The 21,971-nt window shown below is 69.8% G+C and carries 18 protein-coding genes and 2 pseudogenes; 15 read left to right on the forward strand and 5 right to left on the reverse strand.

All coding sequences use genetic code 11. The annotated features are described in order from the left end of the window. Positions 1 to 226 precede the first annotated feature (226 nt). The 7 genes and pseudogenes from ACFY2B_RS36635 to ACFY2B_RS36665 all read left to right on the forward strand — a co-directional run bounded on the left by ACFY2B_RS36635 (position 227) and on the right by ACFY2B_RS36665 (position 7,695). Positions 227 to 859 (forward strand): NADPH-dependent F420 reductase, encoded by a 633-nt coding sequence (locus ACFY2B_RS36635; protein WP_390767365.1) that lies wholly within the window; start codon positions 227 to 229, stop codon positions 857 to 859. A 90-nt stretch (positions 860 to 949) separates the two neighbouring features. Further along, the gene (locus ACFY2B_RS36640; protein WP_390767366.1) at positions 950 to 1,888 is read left to right on the forward strand and encodes an SDR family oxidoreductase; all 939 of its coding nucleotides are present in this window, start codon (positions 950 to 952) and stop codon (positions 1,886 to 1,888) included. Positions 1,889 to 1,965: 77 nt separating this feature from the next. Next, positions 1,966 to 2,625 carry an NADPH-dependent F420 reductase gene (locus ACFY2B_RS36645; protein WP_390767446.1) on the forward strand — a complete coding sequence of 220 codons (660 nt, stop codon included), beginning with the start codon at positions 1,966 to 1,968 and terminating at the stop codon, positions 2,623 to 2,625. A gap of 727 nt (positions 2,626 to 3,352) precedes the next feature. Next, positions 3,353 to 3,769, forward strand: a complete 417-nt coding sequence (locus tag ACFY2B_RS36650; RefSeq protein ID WP_390767367.1) for a hypothetical protein — start codon at positions 3,353 to 3,355, stop codon at positions 3,767 to 3,769. A gap of 117 nt (positions 3,770 to 3,886) precedes the next feature. Beyond that, positions 3,887 to 5,010, forward strand: a pseudogene (locus ACFY2B_RS36655) (tyrosine-type recombinase/integrase). Then, positions 5,007 to 5,351, forward strand: coding sequence for a helix-turn-helix transcriptional regulator (locus ACFY2B_RS36660; RefSeq protein WP_181411923.1), 345 nt, complete (start codon positions 5,007 to 5,009; stop codon positions 5,349 to 5,351). The pseudogene ACFY2B_RS36655 and the gene ACFY2B_RS36660 overlap by 4 nt, the downstream one beginning before the upstream one ends. A gap of 10 nt (positions 5,352 to 5,361) precedes the next feature. Next, positions 5,362 to 7,695 (forward strand): hypothetical protein, encoded by a 2,334-nt coding sequence (locus ACFY2B_RS36665; protein WP_390767368.1) that lies wholly within the window; start codon positions 5,362 to 5,364, stop codon positions 7,693 to 7,695. Between the two features lie 9 nt (positions 7,696 to 7,704). On the opposite strand, the gene ACFY2B_RS36670 is transcribed toward ACFY2B_RS36665, so the two are convergent. The 5 genes from ACFY2B_RS36670 to ACFY2B_RS36690 all read right to left on the reverse strand — a co-directional run bounded on the left by ACFY2B_RS36670 (position 7,705) and on the right by ACFY2B_RS36690 (position 12,505). After that, on the reverse strand, positions 7,705 to 8,016 hold the full coding sequence (locus tag ACFY2B_RS36670; protein ID WP_390767369.1) for a sulfurtransferase TusA family protein: 312 nt from the start codon (positions 8,014 to 8,016) through the stop codon (positions 7,705 to 7,707). Next, positions 8,013 to 9,281 (reverse strand): MFS transporter, encoded by a 1,269-nt coding sequence (locus ACFY2B_RS36675; RefSeq protein WP_390767370.1) that lies wholly within the window; start codon positions 9,279 to 9,281, stop codon positions 8,013 to 8,015. The genes ACFY2B_RS36670 and ACFY2B_RS36675 overlap by 4 nt, the downstream gene beginning before the upstream one ends. 133 nt (positions 9,282 to 9,414) lie before the next feature. Beyond that, complete coding sequence (locus ACFY2B_RS36680; RefSeq protein ID WP_390767371.1) at positions 9,415 to 10,599, reverse strand: trans-sulfuration enzyme family protein; 1,185 nt, start codon at positions 10,597 to 10,599, stop codon at positions 9,415 to 9,417. A gap of 50 nt (positions 10,600 to 10,649) precedes the next feature. Then, positions 10,650 to 11,831 (reverse strand): cysteine desulfurase family protein, encoded by a 1,182-nt coding sequence (locus ACFY2B_RS36685; RefSeq protein WP_390767372.1) that lies wholly within the window; start codon positions 11,829 to 11,831, stop codon positions 10,650 to 10,652. Further along, positions 11,828 to 12,505: an ArsR/SmtB family transcription factor gene (locus ACFY2B_RS36690; protein WP_390767373.1), complete on the reverse strand. Its 678-nt coding sequence runs from the start codon at positions 12,503 to 12,505 to the stop codon at positions 11,828 to 11,830. The genes ACFY2B_RS36685 and ACFY2B_RS36690 overlap by 4 nt, the downstream gene beginning before the upstream one ends. A gap of 87 nt (positions 12,506 to 12,592) precedes the next feature. On the opposite strand from ACFY2B_RS36690, the gene ACFY2B_RS36695 reads away from it, so the two are divergent. The 8 genes and pseudogenes from ACFY2B_RS36695 to ACFY2B_RS36730 form a co-directional block, all read left to right on the forward strand. Further along, positions 12,593 to 13,972, forward strand: a complete 1,380-nt coding sequence (locus ACFY2B_RS36695) for a rhodanese-like domain-containing protein (RefSeq protein ID WP_390767374.1) — start codon at positions 12,593 to 12,595, stop codon at positions 13,970 to 13,972. Further along, on the forward strand, positions 13,969 to 15,252 hold the full coding sequence (locus ACFY2B_RS36700; protein ID WP_390767375.1) for an MFS transporter: 1,284 nt from the start codon (positions 13,969 to 13,971) through the stop codon (positions 15,250 to 15,252). Before ACFY2B_RS36695 ends, ACFY2B_RS36700 begins: the two co-directional genes overlap by 4 nt. Positions 15,253 to 15,433: 181 nt before the next feature. Next, the gene (locus tag ACFY2B_RS36705) at positions 15,434 to 16,840 is read left to right on the forward strand and encodes a hypothetical protein (RefSeq protein WP_390767376.1); all 1,407 of its coding nucleotides are present in this window, start codon (positions 15,434 to 15,436) and stop codon (positions 16,838 to 16,840) included. Positions 16,841 to 16,936: 96 nt separating this feature from the next. Next, positions 16,937 to 17,260: a hypothetical protein gene (locus tag ACFY2B_RS36710; protein WP_390767377.1), complete on the forward strand. Its 324-nt coding sequence runs from the start codon at positions 16,937 to 16,939 to the stop codon at positions 17,258 to 17,260. After that, the gene (locus ACFY2B_RS36715) at positions 17,257 to 18,435 is read left to right on the forward strand and encodes a hypothetical protein (RefSeq protein ID WP_390767378.1); all 1,179 of its coding nucleotides are present in this window, start codon (positions 17,257 to 17,259) and stop codon (positions 18,433 to 18,435) included. The genes ACFY2B_RS36710 and ACFY2B_RS36715 overlap by 4 nt, the downstream gene beginning before the upstream one ends. Positions 18,436 to 18,686: 251 nt before the next feature. After that, a complete protein-coding gene (locus tag ACFY2B_RS36720; protein WP_390767379.1) occupies positions 18,687 to 19,646 on the forward strand; it encodes a hypothetical protein in 960 nt (319 codons plus the stop codon). Next, positions 19,643 to 19,903, forward strand: a complete 261-nt coding sequence (locus ACFY2B_RS36725; RefSeq protein WP_390767380.1) for a hypothetical protein — start codon at positions 19,643 to 19,645, stop codon at positions 19,901 to 19,903. Before ACFY2B_RS36720 ends, ACFY2B_RS36725 begins: the two co-directional genes overlap by 4 nt. 338 nt (positions 19,904 to 20,241) lie before the next feature. Further along, positions 20,242 to 21,351 (forward strand): annotated as a pseudogene (locus ACFY2B_RS36730) (DNA cytosine methyltransferase); the annotation flags it as partial. Between the last annotated feature and the right edge of the window lie 620 nt (positions 21,352 to 21,971).

Raw genomic sequence — 21,971 nt, forward strand, 5'->3', positions numbered from 1 at the left:
GCACTGAAAGAGGTCTTGGACGCCCACTCAGGTAAATGGCAAGCTGAATAGGTACCTAATGGTCCGAGCGAATTCGGCACAAGAATTCGATATCGGAGGACCCATTCCCAGAATGGGCGCATCCGTAGACGCCTCCATCGCGTCATTCGACGGCATCGACGACGCAACCGTTAACAACGATGGTGTGGGCATGGCGTCCTATCCAGCTCCAGAAAGCAGGAACTCCATGAGCAACATCAGCATTATCGGCCTGGGGAACGTGGCCCGCGCCCTGGCCGCCCGGGCGCTCGCCGGGGGCAACGCAGTCGAGATCATCGGCCGCGACCCGGTCAAGGCCAAGGAATTGGCCGCTGCGCTCGGCGGCGCCACGGTCGGGACGGCCGGCACCGCCCCGGCTGGGGACATCGTTGTCCTCGCAGTGCCGTACGCCGGCGCGGCGGCGGTGGTGAGGGAGCACGGGGACGCGCTGCGCGGCAAGGTCATCGTCGACATCACCAACCCCGTAGCCCCCGACCTGCAGGGCTTCGTCGTCCCCGACGACAGTTCCGGCGCACAGGAGATCGCCAAGGCGGCTCCCGACGACGCACATGTCGTCAAGGCGTTCAACACTGTGTTCTCCCACGTTTTGGCGGCCGGCCCGGCCGAGGACCGCCCTCTGGACGTGTTCATCGCCGGCGACGACGCACAGGCGAAGGCACGCGTGTCGGCGTTCGTCGAGAGCCTGGGGCTGCGCCCCTGGGACACCGGGGAACTGTCCATGGCGCGTGCACTGGAGAACGTCGGCCTGCTGGAACTGGGCCTCATGAACCACTCCGTCAAGCACGCCGATTTCTCCCTCGGCATCACCCTTCTCGGCTGAGCACACCCCTTATCCCTACCTTTCGTGCCGCGTCACGCCAGTTCACTTGCGGCAAGAAAAGACCCTGCGCCTACTCACAAGGACAGATAGATGCGCGTATTCGTCGCTGGGGGGACCGGTCATTCCGGTTCGTATATCATTCCCGAGCTCATCGCCGCCGGTCACGAGGTCACCGGCCTGGCCCGGTCGGACGCTTCCGCGGCGGCCCTGTCAGCGCTCGGCGCGAAGGTGCGTCGCGGCGACGTCCAGGATCTCGACGGGCTCAAAGAGGCAGCCTCGGGCTCCGATGGCGTCATCCACGTCGCGCACAGGCAGGATCTGCTGCCCTCCGGCGGGATGGACGCCGTGGCCGCTGCGGAGCTCCCGATCATGCTCGCGTACGGCGAGGCACTGGCGGGAACCGGAAAGCCGCTTGTTACGGCGGGGAGCATTGGCTCACCCGGGCAGCACCTGGGCCGGCCGGCCACCGAGGAGGACCCGGCCCTCCCCGCCGGTGAGGAGCACAAGGGCACCCTGCGGGTCCGCAACATCGTGGAAAGGGCCGTTGTCGACCTCGCCGAGCAGGGGGTTCGATCTTCGGTCGTGCGGATCGCCAACATCGCGCACAGCACGACCGACCGTTCCGGCTTCCTCCCCACGCTGATCGCGCTCGCGAAGGAAAAGGGGTTCGTCGGCTACCACGGCGACGGCACGAACCTGTGGAACGCCGTCCACATCCGCGATGCCGCCACCTTGTTCCGCTTGGCGCTGGAGAACGGGCCAGCCGGCAAATACTGGCACGCGGTCGAGGACGGGGGCATCGCGTTCCGCGACATCGCCGAGGCCATCGCCAGCCGCCTGGGCCTGCCCGCCGTGAGCGTTCCCAACGATGCCCTGATGACGCCGGGGTACTTCGGGTTCCTCACGAATATCGTCACGCAGAGCTACCCGGCGTCCAACCTCATCACCCGCCGGACCCTCGGCTGGGAACCCGCCCAGCCCGGTCTGCTCGCCGACCTGGACAACGGCCACTATTTCCCCGCCGGCTGACGGCGGGACCCGAATCGTAACGAGCCCGGCAACCGGCAAATTCAGCTCATCTGAAGGACGTTGAGATCATGACGACTGTGGGATTCATCGGAAGCGGAAGCATCGGCAGGACCCTCGCGCGACTCGCTGTCGGGGCCGGGCACCAGGTGGTGCTCAGCAACTCGCGCGGTCCCGAAACGCTCGTGGACACGGCCGAGGAACTGGGGCCGCGGGCGTCCGCGGCGACGAGCGAAGAGGCCGCGGCGGCCGGTGACATTGTCGTGGTCACAGTGCCGGTCAGCGCCTTCCCTCACGTGCCCGCCGCGCCACTGACCGGGAAGACGGTAATCGACACCTGCAATTACGGCCCCGAGCGTGACGGGCACATCCCCGAGCTCGACAGCAAATCCCTCACCTCAAGCGAGCTACTCCTGCGGTACGTCCCCGACGCCCTGCTCATAAAGGCGTTCAACAACATCTTCTTCAAGCACCTGTTGTCACTCGCCCGCCCGGCAGGGGCGGCCGACCGCTCCTGGCTACCGATCGCCGGAGACTCCGCCTCGGCGAAGGCGGCGGTGACCGAATTCATCGACTCCATCGGCTACAGCGTGGTAGACGCGGGAACGCTGGCCGACAGTTGGCGGGTGGCGATGGGCACGCCGGTGTGGGGAACACCGTACGGGCCGTACTCGAACGAGAAGGGTCAGCCGGTCGGCGAGGACGCCATCCGCGCGGCACTGGCCACCGCAACGCGGTAACCGTCGACTATCGCGGTCCGTGATGTGATCCGGCCGTGCCATGCCCCCGCCCGGGAGATACCGGGTGGGGGCATATTTCGCACGCAAGGCATCGAATCCAGCGAATGGCTTGCCCCTGAGTCTCGTCGCGCGGAGTCAGGTTCGACGTCGCTGGGCCAGGTCGCGGACTGCTCACTGGGCGGCAACTGCCCGCACAGCTCGTGTCGGCCTCCTTAGCTGGTGGCTTGGCCCCGCACACTGCCGTAGTGCTGAACAGTCTCAGCGCTCTGCCGGACAGCTCGGACGAGACGGTCGGGGCGGCAGCAGCCGACCGACGGAGCCCCCGTCACGGACGACACCATGCTCGCCCTCGCGCTCCACCCCTGCGCCCAGGAACTGAGCTTGCGGGAGATCGCAGAGCGGCTCGTCAACTCCATAGGGAAGAAGAAAGCCCAGCACCCGTCAGCGGCCACCGTCATGCGGATGCTCCGCGACCACGATGAGAGGGCACTGGAAGCTTCTGATTATGGCTAGCTGCTTTGCCCCTGGCCGTGGCTTCAGGCGTTCGAGGCCGTCACCGGCCGGAGTTTTAGGACACGAACTGGCCCGAGTGCTCGTCAACTTTCCGCGTCGAATGGCCTGCCGAGCGACGAGTGGCCGACGCAGGTCAACCATGGACCGCTGACTCATGCCAACGTGCCAGTGAGTCAGCCCTTACACCCACAGGTTAAGCATGCCGTGAACTGCTGTGACGAGCTGCTCCGGTACGCAGAACACCCCGTACGAGGAGAGCTTGGAGCTGAACCGGCTGGTGCTGCTCGACGGGGTCCCGGCGAACGCGGAGACGTGGACGCAGGCGTGCGTCTTCCGCCTGGCGGCCGCCCGAGGAGTGCGTGGGGTCGTCGCCCACAGCGACCCCGAGCCCAGGACGCGCCTCACCGCCCACGGTCCCGAGCTGGTCTTTCCCGGTCACTACGGGACGATCTACCAGGCCAAGGGGATGGACTACCTGGGCAAGACGCGCCCGCGGCGCCTGACCATGCTGCCCGACGGCTCGGTCCTCCATAGTGGAGTACGCGCGGGTTCCCCGAGGCTACTCGGCGGCCGGGAATCTGCATTTCAGCAGGTAGATCGCGCTGTGCCGGCCCGTCACTCGATGGTGTGAGATCTCCGCAGTAACTCGCAGATTCTGCGAGTTACTCCCGTAATCTGCGTTTTCGTGCCAGATTCCGAAACTCGCGTGCTGACGCTCGTGCGCCCCGGTACGGAGCCGACTGTGCCGGTGGATCCCGCTGCGGTATCCGTCGAGAGCGGGCTCGCGGACATCGTCACGCTCCAGCGGCGCCGGCAGGCATCTCGGCGCAGGACGAGGAGAGCTTCTTCCTCGACACGCTGTCGGAATACCAGTGGGCGAGGGATGCCGCTGGCCTGGCACCGACGACGCTGGACGGGCTCATCAAGCCGGTGGTGGAGGTCTGTGAGTTCTACGGCACGGTGCCGTGGCAGCTCACGTCCCGCGAGGTCGACCGGTACTTCGCCGGCCCCGGGAAGCGTGCCCCGTCGACTCTGCGCGGCAAGATCAACAAGATCGACGCGTACTTCGCGTTCCTCGAACAGCGCTACGCCGGCGAGATCATGCGCCGCTTCGGCCAGACCGTCGAGTCGCCCATCGACGTGTTCAACCGGCCGCGCCATCGCGGCGATTTCGGTCTGCGGATCCCGCCCTCGCAGACGGCGCTGCGGGACTTCTTCGGCCGCTGGCGTGAGGACCTGCCGAACGCCCGGAAGTACCTGGTCGCCTGCCGCGATTACGTGATGACGAAGGTCGCGTACCTGTCCGGTGTCCGGGCGGCCGAGCTGTGTGGGGTGTGCATGGGCGACCTGCACTGGGAGCACGGCCAGTGGGGCCGCTTCGTCGTGCTCGGCAAGGGCGCCCACGGGTCGGGGCCCCGGCCACGCGAGGCGTACATGTTCCAGGAGGGCCGTGCTCTGCTGTGGTGGTACATCGAGGAGATCCGCGGCGAGTTCGGCGAGGATGTGGATCATCCCAAGGCGCCGCTGTGGCCGTCGGAGCGCAAGCCCACGGCGGTGGCCGCGTTGAACCTTCCGATCGCGCCGGCGATCGTGCCCTCGACGTTCCGCCGGGCCCTGCACCAGGCGGCTGGCGCCTATCTGAGCGGGCCGGTCAGCGATCTGTTCCCGCACTTGCTGCGGCATGCATGCGCCACCCACAACTACGAGCGTGGGATGACGTTGTGGGAGGTGCAGAAGGTCCTCGGACACGACTGGGCGACCACGACCCTGCGGTACATGGCGACCGCCCACGCCGACCCGGAGCACGCAAACCTGGCCGCGAGTTCCCGGGCGGCCCAACGACTGGTGATGGACAAGGGGAATCTCCGGTGAAGTGGAATCTGCGGATGGTGGCCGCCCAGCGGGACTTGTGGCGGCCGACCGAGGTGCTGGCTGCTTTCCAGCAGGTGGGGTTCAACCCTTCGCTGAGCAAGGTCGCCGCACTGTGGGGCGGGACTCCGGTCACGGTGCGGCTCGACGACCTGGACCTGATGTGTGCGGCATTGGACTGCACCGTCGCGGATCTGCTCCAGGCCGAACCGCTCGCCGGTGCCCATCCGGCAGGAGAGGCCGGCGACGTGGCCGTGGGTGCCGAGGTCCAGCCGCCGGGGCCGGTACGGCCGGTACCGCGCGGTCCTCGCCGAGGCGGGCCGCGCTCGCTGCCTCCGAGCTGAGGAACTGTAGATGGCGAACGAGGGTGGCAGCGCCCGCAGCTGCGAGATGTGCCTGAACTGGTTGGTACTGCGGTGGACCCGGACGTGCCACGGCTGCCGGGCCTGGAAGCGGACGTACCCCGAGCGAGGAGTATGCCCGCGGTGCCGGCACGAGGCCCACCTGAATACCGATGGCCTGTGCAAGCCGTGTCTGCAGGCGATCCGGGCCGTCGGCGACGCCGAGTGGGCCCTGGGCGGCGCAGGAGCCCGGCCGCGCGACCTGCAGCTCATTGTCGGCACGTGGCACGACTACGCGACGCAGGCCCGGAAGCTGGTCCGAAGGACCGACGGCGGGCGCCGTGTGAGTCAGGCGTGGCGGCTCAAGCTCAAGCAGGAGCAGGCACCCACCGGAGCGGCGGCCGTACTGGAGCCGGGATTCCGCCGTCAACTCGCCCTGTTCACCGAGCCGCGCACACTGACCGATGCCACTGTGCGGGCGATTATCGGCCGGCCGCTGTCCGGCTGGGACCGTGCCCGTTCCGTCCTGGTGGAGATGGCGGCCGAACACGGCATGAGCCAGGGCTGGCACTACCTGGTTGCCGAGATGGTCCGCCTCGCCCTGGCGGTCCGCGAGGCCGAGGGAGCTGACCGGCTCCCCGAGCCGATGCTGCGGGATCTGCCCACCCATCGCGATGCGGTGCGCCTGGTTCTGCTGCGGGCCGACCTGCTGGAGGCGGCACCGGAGCCGATGCGGTTTTCCCGTACGAACCAGCCCGCCCGCACCCCGTACATCACTGATCCGGTGCCGATTCCGCCGCGCGCGCCGCGGCAGTGCCGGGACTGCCACGGTTGGATGCCCGTGGGCCGCCGGGCCGGGTTCCGCTGCTCACCGTGCCGGCATTGGCGCGAGCGACATCCGCGCGGCCGGTGCGTACGGTGTCGCCGCGAGGACTTGCCGTTGCGAGCAGACCGCTGCCGCACCTGTCATCCGTACCGCCTCCTGGACGAAGCCAGACCCGTGACGTCCCGGGCCACCCAACTGGAGATCACTCTCCCCGCTGGCGTGGGTGGGCCGGTGCTGCCCGTGCCGGTCGATGCCCCGCCTGCCGCCGACGCAGACGAGACACCCGCAGGATGGACGGCCCGCGGCCAGGAAGCGCTGTTCACCATGCGGCGCGACTGGTCACCGGTGCTCGCCCGGCTCCGACGTCGGCCGCGGGCCGATCTGCCTCTGACCGAGCGGGCACGGCTTCTGGTGGAGGAGTACCTCCAGCTGCGTGCGGACCAACAGGCCCCGGACTACCGCAAGAACATCCACACCCTCACCATCCTCATGTACTGGCTCGGCGCCGAGGCGGCCGTCCTCGAGCGAGACGTCCACGACCTGGCCAAGCTCGATCCGAACCTCGCCGCCAAGCCGGTGTGCCAGTTCCTGCGCGCCCGCGGCCTGCTTGTCGACGACCCGGACCTCCACCAGGACGCCGATCTGGTCTGGATCGAGGCCACTCTCGACGCACTGCCGCAGCCTGTCGCGAGCGAGGTCCGAGCCTGGGTAGACGTGCTGCGCAGCCAGGGCCGCCGAGAGGGCGAGTTCCGCAGCTGGGACGGCATTCGCCGCTATCTCACCTACGTCCAGCCGGTGCTCACCGACTGGACGGCGAGCGGGGTGGCCACGCTGCGGGAGATCACTCAGCAGCAGGTCGAGGACGCCGTGAACGACCTGTCCGGCCACGCCCGCAGGCAACTCGCCATCGTCCTGCGCAGCCTGTTCCGCTCCTTGAAACGGCAACGCGTCGTCTTTCGCGATCCCGCTCGAAACCTGCCCGTCGGCGACCTGAAGGGGATGCCGCGGTCCGTGCCCAGCGACCTGCTGGCCGGGCTGCTGGACCACGCTGCCACTCCGCTCGGGCGCCTGACCGTCGCCCTGGCTGCCGTGCACGCGGTCTCCGGCCACGACATCCGCGCGATCCGGACAGCTGATGTGGACCTCGCCCGGGGCACCGTCGAGATCCGACGCGGCCTTCTGCGCCACACCCTTTACCTTGAGCAGTTCACGCACCGCTTGGCCGCCGAGTGGCTGACCTACCGCCACCGCCGGTGGCCGGCCTCGACGAACCCGCATCTGCTGGTCAGCCAGAAGACCGCGCTCGACCCCGACCAGCCGGCCGTCAACATCGGCACGCTCCGAGGGGTGCTGCCCAAAGGCGTGACCTTGGACGGCCTGCGCCAGGACCGAATCCTCAACGAGGCGCTCGAGTGCGGCGATCCGCTGAAGCTGATGCGTCTGTTCGGGATCACGGAGAAGACCGCCATGCACTACGTGGGGACCGCCCATCCCGAACGCACGGCCAAGCTACCGAGGTGAGGCGGGCCGTCAGCCTTCCGCGTCATCCGCATGCCAGGGGGCGTCGGCTCGGGTAGGGCGTGCACCGGAAGCGATCCGCAGGGCGTATACAGGCGCATCGGCGGAGGCCAGTACAGGGCCGAGGTAGTGGTGTCCGGTCATGTGGCACCAGGCGGGCAGGTCGAGCGGTGCGGCGGGGTCGGTGGCGATGACGTGGACGACGGTGCCCGGCTGGGCGCCGTCGATCTCCTTGCGTAGGCGCAGCAGGAGGGTGACGCAGAGCAGGCCGGTGCCGTCGACGGTGATGCCGGGCGCGGGGGTGTCGGGGATCGTGGGCTTCATCGGCGGTAGGCCGTGGCGGCGACGGCGGGCAGGAGGGCGAGGGAGAGGGCTCCGCCGGTGAGGGCGAGGGCGGGGTAGCTGGTGGCGGCGACCATGATGCCGGAGGCCATGCCGCCGGTGGCGCCGGCGATGGCGATGGAGACGTCGACCAGTCCCTGGGTCTTGGCGCGGGTGGCGAGCGGCACGGTGTCGGTGATGATCGCGGTGCCGGAGACGAGGCCGAAGTTCCAACCCAGCCCGAGCAGGGCCAGGGCGAGGGCGAGGAGGGCGACGGAATCGCCGGGCGCGGCGGCGGCGAGGACGCCGGCGGCAAGCAGGGTGATGCCGGAGGCGGCTGCGATCTTCATGCGGCCGTAGCGGTCGACGAGCCAGCCGGTCAGGGGCGAGGGCAGGTACATGGCGCCGATGTGGATGCCGATGACGAGGCCGGAGGCGGCGGTGGAGTGGCCGTGGTCGTGCATATGGACCGGTGTCATCGTCATGATCGCGACCATGACGAGCTGGGTGAGGATCATGACCAGCGCGCCGAGGACCACGCCGCCGCGGCCCTCGCTGGTGTCGGCGTCACCGCCGTCGGCGGCCGGGTTGGTCGCGGTGGCGGCTTCCTTGGCCTGGGCGACGGCGCGGGCCAGGAGCAGCGGGTCGGGGCGCAGCCACAGGGCGAGGACGAGCGCGGCCAGCGCGTAGGCGGCGCCGGAGATGACGAAGAGTCCGGCGAGGTGGGGGATGCCGAGGTGTTCGGCGAGGGTGCCGGCGGGGGCGGCGAGGTTGGGTCCGGCCACGCCGCCGAGGGTGGTGGCGACCAGGACGGTGGAGACCGCGCGGGCGCGGTGGCCGGACGGCGCGAGGTCGGCTCCGGCGTAGCGGGCCTGGAGGTTGGTGGCGGTGCCCGCGCCGTAGACGAACAGGGCGATGAACAGCAGGACGGGGTTGTCGAGGACGGCGGCGATGATGACGCCAGCCGAGCCGATTGCGCCGGTGAGGTAGCCGGCGGCGAGTCCGGGGCGGCGTCCGCGGGCCTGCGAGATGCGGCCGACGGCGACGGCGGCGAGCGCGGAGCCAGCCGTGAACAGGGCGCTGGGCAACCCCGCGAGGCTGGTGGTGCCGAGCATGTCCTGGGCGAGGAGGGCGCCGACGGTGACGCCGGCGGCGAGACCCGCACCGCTGAGGATCTGCGAGGCGACCAGGACGCGCAGGATGCGGCGCTGGGCCTGGGCGGGGTCGGGTATGGAGCCCGTCGGACGGGCGGACGCGGTGCTGGTCATGTCTCTTTTCCGGAGCGGCGGTGAGCGGTACGGGACCGGTGAGAGGGGAACTGTCCGGTCCCGGCAGGGGGCGGTTGTGCACCGGCCCGGTGTCTGAGGACGGCGGTGCGGGCCGGTGGCGGAGCAGTGGAGGTCAGTCGCTGTCGAGGGCCTGGGCGAGGTCGGCGATCAGGTCGTCGGCGTCTTCGAGACCGACGGAGAGCCGGACCATGCTGTCGGCGATGCCCCGACGGGCGCGCTCGGCCGGGTCCAGGCCGTGGTGGGTGGTGGTGATGGGCTGGGTGACCAGGGACTCGACTCCGCCGAGGCTGGGCGCGATGGCGAACAGCCGCAGCCGGTCCACCACTGCGGCGGTCTGTTCCGCGTTTGCGTCCAGGACGGCGCTGAGCATGCCGCCCCCGCCGCGCATCTGCGCATCCACGATGCGCTTCTGCTCGCCGGTGGCCAGCCCCGGGTAGTGGACGCGGGTCACCCGCGGGTGCGTCTGCAGGAAGGCGGCGACGGCTGCGGCGGTGTCGTTCTGCGCGCGGACCCGGACGGGCAGGGAGCGGATGGAGCGGGCGAGGAGGAAGGCTGTCTCGGGGGCGATGACCTGGCCGAGGTTCTTGCGCCACCCCGCCACCGGGGCGAGGTGCTCGGCGGCTCCGGTCAGGACGCCGGCGGTCAGGTCGGAGTGCCCGCCGAGGTACTTGGTCGCCGAGTGCACGACCAGGTCCGCGCCATGGGCGAGCGGGTTCTGGTTGACCGGGGTGGCGAAGGTGTTGTCCACCATCGTCAGCGCGCCGACCGTGCGGGCCTGTTCGGCAATGGCGGCGATGTCGAAGACAGTCAGGGTGGGGTTGGCCGGGGTCTCGAAGAACACGATCCGCGTCCGGCCGGTCATCACCTCGGGCAGCCGCTCGACTTCGTCGGCGCGCAGGAAGGTGGTGGTGATGCCGACCTGGGGCAGGTTGTCGCCGAGGAGTTCGAACGTGCCGCCGTAGACCTCGCCGATACACACGATGTGGTCGCCGGTGCGACAGTGCGCGAGGAACGTCGCGGCCTCGGCGGCCATACCGGAGGAGAACGCCAGGGCCTGCTCGCCGCCTTCGAGGTCGGCGAGCTTGGCCTCGGTGGAGCGGATGGTGGGGTTGAGGCCGTAGCGGGTGTAAAGGTTCCCGGCCTTGCGGCCTTCGACGACGTCGAGAAGGTCGGCGGTGGTATCGAACGCGAAGGTGGAGTGGTTGTAGAGCGGGGTATGGACGGCCCCCTCGGCGTCACGGCGCTCGCCGGCGTGGACACTGCGGGTGGACAGTCCGTGCGCGCTGGTCTCGGTCATGCCTCTCCTGCTGCTCGTCGGATCTTCTTGCGTCGGGCCGCTCGGCCCGGTCACTGCGCGCCAGCCGCCCGGATGAGGGTTGCTGCCGCCGTCTCGATCTGCTCGGCCGTGGTCCAGCGGCCCAGGGACAGCCGCAGCGCGCCGAGCGCGCGGGTCGCGTCCAGGCCCATGGCGGTGAGCACCGGGGAGGGGGTGTGGGTGCCGCTGTGGCAGGCCGATCCGGTCGACGCCGCGATCTCACCGACGGCGGCGAGGACCTCGTGGCCGAGAGCGCCGTCGACGCTGACGTTCAGGGTGTTCGGCAGGCGGTTCTTCTCCGGCCCGTTGAGGTGCACGCGGCCGGGCAGACCGATCGCCAGCCGCTGATGGAGATCGTCGCGCAGAACCGCGACGCGGGCTGGAGCGCCGGAAGCCAGCTCCTCGGCCGCGAGCCGCGCGGCGGTGCCAAGCGCGACGGTCAGGGCGACGTTCTCCGTTCCCGCGCGCAGGCCCCGTTCCTGCCCGCCGCCGTAGACGACCGGCTCCAGGCTCACGCCGTCGCGTACGTACAGGGCGGCGGCGCCCTTGGGCGCGTACATCTTGTGCCCCACGATCGTCAGCAGGTCCACGCCCAGGTCGCCGACATCGAGGGGGATCTTGCCCGCGGCCTGGGCGGCGTCGCAGTGGAACAGCGCCCCGTGCTCGTGGACGAGTGCGGCGAGTTTCGTGATCGGCTGGAGGGCGCCGGTCTCGTTGTTCGCGGCCATCATCGACACCAGCACCGTGTCCTCGGTGAATGCGTCGGCCAGGGCGTCCGGCTCGACGAGCCCGTCGCGGTCGACGGGCAGCACGGTCACCCGCGCGCCGTGCAGCCGCTCAAGGGCCCGGCACGTCTGAAGGACGGCGGGATGCTCGGTGGCCTGAGTGATCACGTGCGGGTGCGGGCGGCCGGAGGCCAGGACTGCGCCACGCAGGGCGAGCAGGTCGGCTTCGGATCCCGATCCGGTGAACACGATCTCGCCGGGCCGCGCGCCGATCAGACCGGCGACCTGGGCGCGGGCCTCGGCCAGGGCCCAGCGTGGCGTGGCGGCGTAGGGGTGGTTGCTGGAGGGGTTGCCGAAGAAGCAGGCCAGGTAGGGGGTCATCGCCTCGGCGACCCGCGGATCGACCGGCGTGGTGGCGTTGTAGTCCAGATAGACCGGCCCCTCGGCCAGCCCCGGGTGCGGCGGGAGGTCGCCGCCCGGGCGGGTCACGTGAGGTCCGAGGCGTCGACGGGCAGCTCCGACAGCCGCCACTCGAGCATGCCGTCGTTGAGGCGGATCGCGCGCCGGCCGCGGTCGGTCAGGAGCCGTACCGCGTCGTAGGCAAGGACGCAGTACTCGCCGCGGCAGTAGACGACGATCTCCAGGTCCTCGGGCAGCTCGTTGATCCGGTCGGCCAGCTCGTCGACCGGGATGGACAGGGCGCCGGGGATGTGCCCGGCCTGGTACTCCTCGACCGGCCGTACGTCGAGGACGACGACGTCGCCGGCGGCGATCCGGACCCGCAGTTCCTCACGGTTGAGCTCGGCTGAGGCGTCCTCGCCGAGGTAGGCATCGCGGGCGGCGGGGACGGCGGCCTGGTGGGTCTCGGCGACCTTGCGCAGCAGCGCGAACAGCTGGGCGACGTCGTCGCCGGCGAGGCGGTAGTGGATGCGCACGCCTTCGCGGCGGGTGGCGACGAAACCGGCCTGCTTGAGGGTCTGCAGATGCGCGGACGCGGTGGTCAGGTTCAGCCCGGCCGCCTTCGCCAGCGCGTCGACGGTGCGCTCGCCCTGGGCCAGCAGATCCAGCAGCTCCAGGCGTTTTCCGCTGGCCAGCGCCTTGCCGCTGGCCGCGAACGCGTCGTACAGACGGGCCTTCGTCGTGCTCTTCGTGTTCTCCGACATGGCATCCTCCATAAATCCATGGATTATTGTAGTTGAGTCTGGTGGGTGTGACCACACGCCCCCGTTCCCGAGATCTTGGAGGACGCCGTGGGCTTCGCGGACGATCACCTCATACCGCTGGTCGACGAAGGGCTGGGCAACAGCGCCTACCTGCTCGACCTCGGCGACGGACGCGCCCTGGCCATGGACGCCAGCCGGGACCTGCGCTCTTTGCGGGTGGCAGCCGAGCGGCGCGGGCTGACCGTCGCGTTCGCGGCGGACACGCATCTGCACGCCGACTTCCTCTCCGGCGCCGTCCAGCTCGGCCACGACACCGGCGCCACGATCCTCGCCTCCGCCGCCGGGCGCCGGGCCTTCGATCACCAGCGTTTGGCCGACGGCGACGAGGTCGACCTCGGCGGGCTGACCCTGCGGGCCCTTGCTACCCCCGGGCACACCGACGAGCACCTGTCCTTCCTGCTGCTCGACGGCGCCCGGGAGCTCGGGGTGTTCACCGGTGGCTCGCTGATCGTGAACTCCGCCGCCCGCACCGACCTCCTGGGTGCCGACCGCACCGAGGAACTGGCCCGTGCCCAGTACCGGTCGCTGAAGCGGCTGACCGCGCTGCCGGACGAGACCGCGGTGTGGCCTACCCACGGCGCCGGGTCCTTCTGCTCGGCGCCGCCCGGCACCGAGCGCACCACCACCATCGGCGCGCAGAAGCAGGCCAACCCGCTGCTCGCCGCCCCTGACGAGGACACCTTTGTGGCCCAGTTGACCGCGAGCCTGGGCACTTACCCCGCCTACTTCGACCGTCTCGGCGAGATCAACCGGCGCGGCCCGGCCGTGCTGACCGCCCAACCGCTGCTGCCCGCCCTGGCCGCGCAGCAGGTACGGGCCCTGATGGCCGACGGCGGCCATGTCGTCGACGTCCGCCCGGCCGCCGACTACGCGACCGGCCACATTCCCGGATCCCTGTCGATCCCGCTGCGCGAGCAGTTCGCCACCTGGCTCGGCTGGCTTCTGCCCGACACCGCGCCACTCGCGTTCGTCGTCAACGACGACCAGGACCTGAGCGAGATCGTCTGGCAGGCATACAAGATCGGCTACGAGCGTCTCGCCGGCCGCCTCGCCGGCGGCATGGACGCCTGGCTCGCCGACGGCAACGCGCAGGCCACCACCGCGTTCCTCACCGCCGACCGCGCCACCGGCCGCCCCTACCTCGATGTCCGGCAGGAAGCCGAGTTCGCCGCCGGACACGTCCCCGGCTCGTTGCACATCGAGCTCGGCGCCCTGAACGAGTCCGCTGCCGACGCACCGGTCGGCCCGGTCGTGGCCTGCGGGCACGGCGAGCGTGCCATGACCGCCGCCAGCCTCCTGGAGCGCGCCGGCCACACCGACATCGCCGTCCTTGACGGCGGACCGGTCGACTACACCGCCGTCCATGGCCAGCAGCTCGCCCAGGGCACGGAGGGCACCCGCTCGTGAACGCCACACCCACCACCACGACGCCGACCGACGCCGCCGGGCGGCCCGTACGGCTCGGGCTACGGGAGAACTGGCTGCAGTTCACTCTGCTGGTCGTCGTCAACGTCTGCGTCGGCGGCCTGGTCGGCCTGGAGCGCACCACCGTCCCGCTCATCGGCTCCGAGACCTTCGGCCTGACCAGCGACCTGGCCGTCTTCTCCTTCATCATCGCCTTCGGCCTCACCAAGGCGTTCACCAACCTCGCCGCCGGCGCACTCACCGCACGCTTCCGCCGCAAGCAGCTCCTCGTCGCGGGCTGGATTCTCGGCATTCCCGTCCCCTTCGCCCTCGCCTACGCACCCTCGTGGAGCTGGATCGTCGCCGCCAACGTGCTGCTCGGCCTGAACCAGGGCCTGACCTGGTCGATGACCGTCAACATGAAGATCGACCTCGTCGGTCCCTCCCGCCGCGGGCTCGCCACCGGCCTGAACGAAGCCGCCGGATACACCGCCGTCGGCGTCACCGCCCTGCTCACCGGCTACCTCGCCACCAGCTACGGCCTGCGCCCCGTCCCCGAACTCATCGGCGTCATCTTCGTCGTCGCGGGCCTCGCCCTGGCCCTCGTCGTCCGCGACACCGCCGCCCACGTCGCCCTCGAACTGGCCAACCACACCAAACCGCTGCCCACTGACGAGGACACCGGCCTGAAGGCCACCTTCGCGCGTACGTCCTGGCACCACCGCTCCCTGCGCGGTGCCAGCCAAGCCGGACTGATCAACAACCTCAACGACGGCCTCACCTGGGGCGTCTTCCCCCTGCTCTTCACCGACCACGGCCTCGGCCTCGCCGCCGTCGGCCTGATCAAGGGGTTGTACCCGATCCTGTGGGGGCTCGGGCAGATCCCCACCGGCCACCTCGCCGACCGCATCGGCCGCAAGCCCCTGGTCGTCTACGGCATGCTCGTCCAGGCCGTCGGCTTCGTCCTCGCCCTCGCCCTGCTGGACCGGCCGCTGCTCGCGGGCATCCTGTCTGCGGTCTTCCTGGGCCTGGGCACCGCCATGGTCTACCCGGCCCTCATCGCGTCCATCTCCGACCACGCCCACCCAGCCTGGCGGGCCAACGCCCTGGGCACGTACCGCTTCTGGCGGGACATCGGCTACGCCGCCGGGGCCCTCGTCGCCGGTATCCTCGCCGACGCCCTCGGCCTGAACGCCACCGTCATCGCCGCCGCCGTCCTCACCGCCGCCTCTGGGCTCCTGGCAGCCCGCTGGATCACCGAGCACAGGCCCGACACCCAATGAACGACCGCCTGCCCCGGCCGCTGCCGGGGCAGGTCCTGGCACCCCGCATATGAGGCGCTCATCGCGCCATGACCAGCACCGCTCGGCCCTCCGCCCAGCACTGCGAGCCTGACTGCCTCGACAGCTGTCCTGGACGCTACAAACTGCTGACTGCTCGGCGGAGCTCTGGGATCATCGACTGATGGTCAACAGCAGGGATCGCTCGGGACTTCGGCAGCTGCTGGACGTCGTCGTCTCGCGCCACCTCAGCGGGAACACGCACGCCACCCTCAACGCAGCGTTCGCGGAGCTGGCCATGCCGGAGATCCCCAAGGAAGAGGGATCGCTGCGTGAACGGATCGAACGCAGCTACGCCCAGGTCTCCGACAACGACCTCCCCCACGTCGCGCAACGCATCCTGGCTTGTGGGAGCCTCACCGCTGCAACTCGCAACGGCATACAAGATCTGCTTTGGGCGGAGTCGTCACCCCCGGCGATACCCAAGAGGGTCCGACGCGAACTGGCCCGAGCCCTGGACCTGGCGGACATGGCACGCCACGAAGCACGATTCATGACGCTGCTGGAGCGCTTCTGGGTACTCGACCGCGAAGAATCCCTCGCTGACCTGCTACTTCCCAGCACCAATCGCCCGCCGGGGCTGAGACAGCACATCCAGCAACACGTCTTCCGCAACCCGGAGGACTGGTCGACCGAAGACCTCTTCGAACACCTCGGGGCCTTCGAAGCCGGCGACGCACGATTCGCCCACTTCCTCGCATCGGCCGTCTCCGCCGACGTGCTCCTCGACGAGCCCGCCCAACGTCACCTCGTGGCACAGATCAACGAGCAGATCCGCAGCGCGGGAGTCGAGCTCCGTGAGACCGGGGCCGACGGCGGCTACCCGCGCTTCACCCTGGTCTCCACCCGACTCGCCGACAACCGACGGCCGAAGAACGTCATCTTCGCCTCACTCACCAAGCCGGACATCCGATTCCTCTCCGCAGTGGACAACGACATCGAGATCGTCGGTGACCCCGGCAACGTCCTCGTCTACGACCGCGAGATCACAGGCGACGGCATCCGCTGGCGAGACCTCCAAACCTGGTGGCAGGACACCCAAAAGATCGCAGACGAGGCCGAAGCCAAGAAGACTCTCTACCACCGGCTCCGCCGCAGCCTGCCCGGCAACTCACCCGGGCAGCGCAACGTCTTTGAGCTCTACCACCACATCCTCGGCTCTGCCGTCTATGACCTCCCGGCGCTCCTACCCGAGGTGTGGCTCCACTGGGACCACAAAACAGTCCGCGAGCGGGGCCCTGAAGCACTGCTGCGCTCCCGCATGGACTTCCTGCTCCTACTGCCCCACGGCCAGCGCGTCGTTCTTGAGGTCGACGGGTCCCAGCATTACACCCGCGACGACGGTCAGGTACCTGACAGCTACAAGTACGCGGAGCTGGTGGCTGGGGACCGCGAACTCAAGCTCAGAGGCTACGAGGTCTTCCGGTTCGGCCACGACGAACTCAGGGACACGGAACGTGCCAGGCTCCTGCTCCAGGAGTTCCTGCCGGCCCTCTTCCAACGTTTCGAAGTGAACGGCCGCACCAGCTGACACCGGAGACCGGGGCGCGGGCCGGATGAGCACGGGTACCTATCCTGCCCCAGCCGTGAAGGCTGAACTCGCACGACCACCGCCGAAGACAGGGAAATGGCGTCCGAGTTCGGCGTACTCCGGCTCCGGGAATTCGGGAACCCGCGCGCTTCCGACCGCGCGATGTCCAAGGTCCGCAACGGTGAGCGCGGCCGCGGCAGAGTCGAGCGGCGCCTGGTCGCCCTCGGCGCTCGCCCCCGTGACGAGGGCGAGCCCGGCTGGGCGTGGCTGGAGGAGTCCCTGCAGGCTCTCGGCGCGCGGGTCGTACCTCACGGGGGCAACCACAGGTACGCCGCCTACATCGGGCCTCGCACCAGCCGCCGGCTCACCGCCACCTCCTACCCGTGCCCGAAGGCCCATGAGGGGGGTGTGGCCGTATGAGCGCCGCGCACCGCCCGGGCGGGGACATCGAGTTGGTCATCAACTGGGGGCTGGGCGTGGATTCGACCGCCTACCTGGTGCGCTTGCTGGACGATCCGGTCGGCCATGGCGTCGACCTGGCACGCACCGTCGTGCTTCACCAACTCACCGGGGACGAGTGGCCGGCCACCCGCGCCCACGCCGAGCAGTTCGTGCTCCCGCTCCTGCGTCAGCGTCAGGTGCGGCTCGTGCAGGTTGCCCGGGCCAGCCGCGCCCTGGAGATCGTGGTCATGGACGACTCCCGCCAGCCCGAGCGGATCATCGAGCGCGGGCCCTGGGCATTGTGGGACGAGTACGAGACAGGCGGCACAGTGCCACAGCAAGGCGGGCTTCGACTGTGCAGCCTGTACGCCAAGGGCGAGGTGGGAGACACCTGGATCGATCAGAACATCGGCGCGCGGCCGTTTCGACAGGTGATGGGGTTCAACGCCGACGAGCGCGGCCGTAAACTCCGCGACGAGGCGGCGAACAAGAACCCGTGGCGACGAGGCGTCTACCCGCTGATCGACTGGCGGTGGGGGCGCGCGCGGTGCGAAGCGTTCCTGCACGAGCGGTTCGGGGTGCGCTGGGAGAAGAGTTACTGCAGCTTCTGCTGTTTCCCGGTCTCGATGGGGGCCATGGATGCACACCTGGACCGGATGCGGGCCCACCTGGAGATCGCCGGACGGGTGCTGCGCCTGGAGTACACCTCGGTCAGCCTCAACCCGAAGGCGAGGCTATTCGGCCGACGCAGTCTGCTGGAGCAGTTCGACCCTGGCCGGGCCGCCGACCGGCCCGTGCTCGCCGCGTTCGAGGAGGAGCTCGCCTGTCCGTGGGCGCTGTACCACGTGCGGCCGATCCTGCCCGTCGCGAAGGCGGACCCGACCCGCCGCGGGCGGGCGATGCGCTCGGTGGAGCGGATCGACGTGGGCCGCGCATCCGCTCTCGGCCGGAGGCTGCAGAGCGTCTCGGAGCGGCACAGCGTCCCAGTCGAAGTCGACGAGCGCTACGGGCGGGTGCGGGCGTGGGTCCAACGGCGCGGGCCGGCTCTTCCGACCGTGGAGGAGCTGATGGTTACCGCCCCGTTCCAGGTCCGGGACAAGAAGGTGCCGCATTTCGAACGGGAGTGGGCCGCGCATCGCCGCGGCCGGCCGTGACGTGCTCTGGGTGCCGGCGAGATTGACAGCCACCATCAAGAGCGTCATATTGATTACACGAAACTAGCGGCAAAAGCGGTGGGCGGCGGAAGGCACCCTCTTACGAGGGTGTCGGCCCAGGGCGGCAACCCCGACCGAACGTCCCGCCGACCACCTTCACCAACTCGACTCGCCCGCCGGCGCGTGAGCGCCGGAGGAACAAAGAGGAGCAGGCTCTCAGTATAGGGCCGCGATCCGAACCGGAGAGTGCAATGTCCAAGGCCCCGAACCCGCAGCGTCGCGTCGTCGGCGACCGTGCCGTGGTCAACCGCGACTGGATCCGCGAGTTCACCGGCGCCAGCGTCGGTACCGCGGCCCGCTGGTACAAGATCCGGCTCGAGCAGCCGGAGGAGCACCGCCACCCGGAGAAGGAGCGCATCGACAGGAGCGACTTCTACGACGAGCAGCAGTTCCGCGACTTCTACACCTGGTTCCAGCAGGAGAAGGCGAACAAGGTCCTCAAGGCCGACCCCGAGCTGTACCAGGCCGACCCGGAGGATGTCGTCTCCATCAACACGGCTGCCAAGTGGCTGGGCTTCAATGGAGCCTCGTCCATCCGCAAGTACCTCAAGGACAACCCCGACTACTTCCCGAAGCCCCTCGCCGAGCCGGTCGAGGGCCCGACCGGCCGCATGATCCCCGCCTTCCGTGTCGGCGACCTGCAGGACTTCGACCGCAAGCGCACCGGGGACAAGCTCGGCAAGGCCGGCCGCCGTCCCGGGCCCCAGGCCGACGCGGCCGTCGGCCGGCCCTCCGCCCTCGAGGAGGCTCTCGCGGCCGAGCTGAGCGCCCACGCCGGCGGTGAGCCGCTCACCGCCACGCAGCTGGCCGAGCAGTACGCCGCCGAGGCGATCGACCGCAACGGCTACCACCCGGGGCTGGCCGCGGAGCTCAGTGTGCAGCACGGCGGGCCGCAGAGGTCCTGGGAGTACGTCGTGCGCACCGCCCTCGAGCACCGCCCCGCGCTCACGCCGGCCCGCTCGGAAGCCGACCGGCGGACGGCCGTCGCCCTGGCCGCCCTGCGCGAGCGCGGCGACGTCCGGGGACTCGCCGCCTCCCTCGCCCGCGAGCACGGAGGCAGCCCCGACGTCTGGTCGCGCGCCGTGAACGCGGCACGCGGGATCGCCGACTCGACCACTGATCGCCCCACACCGAAGGACGAGCCCCGATGACCAGCTACCAGCTCCGCGACACCACCACCCGACAGCTCCTCGCCCGCGACCTGGCCGACTACGCCGCGGCCGAGACCGCGGCGGACCGCCTCGACGACGAACTGGAACATGCTCTTGCAGCCAATGGCGAGGGCGCCGGCCGCGTCCGGCTGCGCCTGGACATCGAGCGGGTCACCGACGGCGCCACCGAGACCGTCGGCCACCACGTCCTGCTCCTCGGTGTGGACGACGTGTCAGACCTGCCGCCCACCGTGTGATCGCCGCGCGCGAAACACGTACCGCAGACCACCGACTACCGCACTTGGAGTGCAGCTGTGGCTCCCGGCCTACCGGGGGCCACAGCTGTGAGTAGGGTTGCCAAGACCGGAAAGAGCGTATAATTGATTTTAAGTTTCAAGCGGCAGTCGGGCGCGGCAACGCCCGGCTGACGGCCTCACCAACTCCACTCGCGAAGGAGTCACTCGTGCTGCGGTTCGCTCCGGTGCTTTCGTCCCTCGAACTGGCCCGCCTCAAAGCCTCTCTGGGGCCCATCCCGTTCATCGACCTCTTCTGCGGCTGTGGAGGCAGCAGCTGCGGCTTGGAAGAGGCCGGCTACGTGCTTGAACTGGCGATCAACCACGACCCTGTGTCCGTATGGACGCACCGCACCAACCACCCGCACGCCGAGCACGAGTGCGAGGACATCCACAGGTACGACAAGCGCAACCTGCCGCGCACCCGCGTGGTCTGGGCCTCCATCCTTTGCACCGAGGCCAGTCCCGCCGGCGGGAAGAAGCGCACCCGTGGCCAGATCCGCCTCAGCCTCACCGGCAAGGATGAAGGCGCCAAGGAAGCCACCTTCGTGCAGACCCGGGCCTCCGCGCTGGACGTCCTCGCCGTCACCGACCTCCACCGGCCCGATGCCGTCCTGATCGAAAACGTCACCGAGTTCGCCACCGACTGGGAACTGTTCGACTGGTGGCTGCGCGGCATGGAACTGCTCGGCTACAACGTGCAGATCGTCAACGCGTCGTCGGCCCACCTGGGTGGTGGGGACAACCTGCTGCCGCCCCAGCTGCGCGACCGCATCTACATCGTCTTCACCCACAAGGGCCTGCCCCTGCCGGACGTGCGGGTACGGCCGGAGGCCATCTGCCCGGAGTGCGGGCCGGTGCTGGCCAACCAGGTGTGGAAGAACCCGAAGGCACGCCGCATCGGCAAGTGGGGCGTCGACTACACCTTCCGCTGCCCCAACCGGGCGTGCGGCCACCTGGAGCTGACGCCGCTGACCCGCCCGGTCGGCGACATCATCAACTGGGGCCTGCCCGGCCAGCGCGTGGGCGACGGCCGGCCCAACTTCAAGAAGTTCAAGCCCTACGCGGCCGCGACCCGGGCCCGGATCGCGGTGGGCCTGGAGCGGTTCGGCACTGACCCGTACATCGTAATGCTCCGAAACCACGGCACCGCCCTGCCGATCAGCGGCCCGGTGCCCGCGCTCGCCGCGCAGGGCCGCCACCACGCACTGATCGTCCCGATCGGTCGCAAGGGCGCCCCGCGCACCACCGCCGAGCCGCTGACCACGGTGGCGTGCAAGCCGCACCACTCGCTGGTCATCCCGGCCCGGACGGTGGACGACTGCACGCTGCGGATGCTGGAGGTGGAGGAGCTCAAGCTGGTCCAGCGCTTCCACGAAGAGTTCATCATCCAGGGCAACCAGACCGAGGCGATCCTGCAGATCGGCAACGCGGTCAGCGTCAACGCCGCGCGCTGGCTAGGCGAGCGGCTGCTCCCCAGCCTGGCCCTGGCCGACGGATTCCACCGACTCGCCTCACCAGGGAGCTCCGTCATGTCTAAGCAGACGGGCCTCGGCCGCCGAGCCTTCACTGTCCGGCGTCACGTCGTCCAATTCAGTGGCGGCATCGGGTCCTTCGCCGTCGCGGTATGGGTCGCCCGGAAGTACGGCACCCGCAACCTCACTCTCCTGATCGCCGACACGGGCATCGAGGACGAGGATCTGTGGAGGTTCGCCGACGACACCAGCAGGCTTCTCGGTGTGCCGCTGACGAAGGTCGCCGATGGTCGCACCCCGTGGGAGGCTTTCCGCGACGTCCGGTTCCTCGGCAACGACCGGCTGGCTCCCTGCACGCGCCTGCTCAAGCAGGTGCCCTGCCGGGAGTGGATGGAGCAGCACGCCGACCCTGCCGACACGCTGGTGTACGTGGGGATCGAGAACAATCGGCGCGATCGGGCCCGGATCCCGGCGATCGCCCGGAACTGGAAGCCCTGGGTCACGCGTTTCCCGCTGTGCGGGAAGTGGGAGCCGGCCCGGACCAAGGAGCAACTCTT

It is taken from the genome of Streptomyces sp. NPDC001270, assembly GCF_042896695.1.
Lineage (GTDB): Bacteria > Actinomycetota > Actinomycetes > Streptomycetales > Streptomycetaceae > Streptomyces.

What these genes read in the sequence shown, in the direction of transcription:
- ACFY2B_RS36715 (WP_390767378.1), top strand. Translation starts at nt 17,257, where the DNA reads ATGAGCGCCGCGCACCGCCCGGGCGGGGACATCGAGTTGGTCATCAAC.
- ACFY2B_RS36680 (WP_390767371.1), bottom strand. Translation starts at nt 10,599, where the DNA reads ATGACCGAGACCAGCGCGCACGGACTGTCCACCCGCAGTGTCCACGCC.
- ACFY2B_RS36705 (WP_390767376.1), top strand. Translation starts at nt 15,434, where the DNA reads ATGGTCAACAGCAGGGATCGCTCGGGACTTCGGCAGCTGCTGGACGTC.
- ACFY2B_RS36725 (WP_390767380.1), top strand. Translation starts at nt 19,643, where the DNA reads ATGACCAGCTACCAGCTCCGCGACACCACCACCCGACAGCTCCTCGCC.
- ACFY2B_RS36690 (WP_390767373.1), bottom strand. Translation starts at nt 12,505, where the DNA reads ATGTCGGAGAACACGAAGAGCACGACGAAGGCCCGTCTGTACGACGCG.
- ACFY2B_RS36675 (WP_390767370.1), bottom strand. Translation starts at nt 9,281, where the DNA reads ATGACCAGCACCGCGTCCGCCCGTCCGACGGGCTCCATACCCGACCCC.
- ACFY2B_RS36710 (WP_390767377.1), top strand. Translation starts at nt 16,937, where the DNA reads ATGGCGTCCGAGTTCGGCGTACTCCGGCTCCGGGAATTCGGGAACCCG.
- ACFY2B_RS36640 (WP_390767366.1), top strand. Translation starts at nt 950, where the DNA reads ATGCGCGTATTCGTCGCTGGGGGGACCGGTCATTCCGGTTCGTATATC.
- ACFY2B_RS36665 (WP_390767368.1), top strand. Translation starts at nt 5,362, where the DNA reads ATGGCGAACGAGGGTGGCAGCGCCCGCAGCTGCGAGATGTGCCTGAAC.
- ACFY2B_RS36720 (WP_390767379.1), top strand. Translation starts at nt 18,687, where the DNA reads ATGTCCAAGGCCCCGAACCCGCAGCGTCGCGTCGTCGGCGACCGTGCC.
- ACFY2B_RS36670 (WP_390767369.1), bottom strand. Translation starts at nt 8,016, where the DNA reads ATGAAGCCCACGATCCCCGACACCCCCGCGCCCGGCATCACCGTCGAC.
- ACFY2B_RS36635 (WP_390767365.1), top strand. Translation starts at nt 227, where the DNA reads ATGAGCAACATCAGCATTATCGGCCTGGGGAACGTGGCCCGCGCCCTG.